The 692-nt window shown below is 70.4% G+C and carries 1 protein-coding gene; it reads left to right on the top strand.

Annotated features, from left to right (window positions below):
- The coding region (locus tag ABD194_RS18900; protein ID WP_343994357.1) for a S8 family peptidase at positions 1-692 on the top strand (692 nt) is incomplete at both ends.

The following is a 692-nucleotide window of genomic DNA, read 5'->3' as shown; positions in this document are numbered from 1 at the left end:
GGCGACCTCGAGTCCGACACCACGCCTGCCGCGGCCACCGACCCGCGTGAGGCCGAGCAGTGGGACCTGCAGATGATCAAGGCCGACCAGGCCCACAAGATCACCGACGGCTCCCGCAACGTCCTCGTCGGCGTCCTCGACTCCGGCATCGACCCCGACCACCCGGACCTCGCCGCCAACATCGACGTCGCCGACTCGGTCAACTGCACCGACGCCGGCCGCCCCGACCTCTCGGCCAGCGGCTGGTACCCGACGACCAGCGACCACGGCACCCACGTGGCCGGCACGATCGCCGCCGCCCGCAACGGCGTCGGCATCGTCGGCGTCGCGCCCAACGTGCGGATGGCCGCGGTCAAGGTCGTCAACGACGCCGGCTTCATCTACCCGGAGTACGCCGTGTGCGGGTTCGTCTGGGCGGGCCTGAAGCACATGGACGTCACCAACAACAGCTACTACGTCGACCCGTTCGAGTTCTGGTGCGACGACCAGCCCGACCAGCAGGCCGCCAAGGAGGCCGTGCGCCGTGCCGTCGAGTGGTCGACCAAGCAGGGCGTCGTCCACGCCGCCGCCGCGGGCAACTCGGCGCACGACCTCGCCGACAAGTCGTCCTTCAAGGACACGACGAGCCCCGACGACCAGCCGTCCTCGGGCTTCGTGACCCGCACCCTCAACAGCGGTTGCGAGGACATCCC

Source organism: Terrabacter terrae (assembly GCF_039529575.1).
GTDB classification, from domain to species: domain Bacteria; phylum Actinomycetota; class Actinomycetes; order Actinomycetales; family Dermatophilaceae; genus Terrabacter; species Terrabacter terrae.
This window is presented reverse-complemented; position numbering and strand designations above follow the sequence as displayed.